This is a genomic window from Collinsella aerofaciens, assembly GCF_001404695.1.
GTDB lineage: Bacteria > Actinomycetota > Coriobacteriia > Coriobacteriales > Coriobacteriaceae > Collinsella > Collinsella aerofaciens_E.
The window spans coordinates 1-444 of sequence record NZ_CZAQ01000074.1 but is presented as its reverse complement, the minus strand read 5'-3'; the positions used below and the strand labels follow the sequence as shown (position 1 = coordinate 444).

The 444-nt window shown below is 67.8% G+C and carries 1 protein-coding gene; it reads right to left on the bottom strand.

What is annotated here, in order from left to right; genetic code table 11:
* Positions 1-18: 18 nt before the first annotated feature.
* Positions 19-444, bottom strand: a 426-nt coding sequence (locus AQ996_RS09520; RefSeq protein WP_148315945.1) for a transposase, incomplete at its 5' end; no start/stop codon positions are given.

The window sequence follows — 444 nt, the reverse complement described above, 5'->3', positions numbered from 1 at the left end:
CGCCGCCATTCTATCGGACTATGCCGCCCGCGTGCCCCAGTAGTCCATGTACGGCGGCCGGACGTTGAACATGTCGCGGATGCGGGTCGAGCAGGTGCCGTTGGCGAGCTGACGGGCGACCGTGGACTCCGCGGTGCGGGAGTCGGCCGCCATGAAGGTGCGGCACCAGCGGAACCAGTCGAGGTAGGCGGCGAGGTGCTTGGTGGACACGCCCTTGAAGCGCGCCATGAACGATTCGAGGAGCGAATGGACGGTATTGATGCGGTTGATGGTGCCCCCCGAGCGGTCCTTGGAGTCATAGGACTCATGCGAGGCGACCTTCAGGTCGCGCAGCACGTCGATGTATGCGGTCGCCTTGTCCGTGGCGACGACCGCGCCCGCGCCGATGCGGTCGCGAAGGGCCTCAGCCGCACGCTTGCGCGAGACCACGCCGCGCCCCGAGAC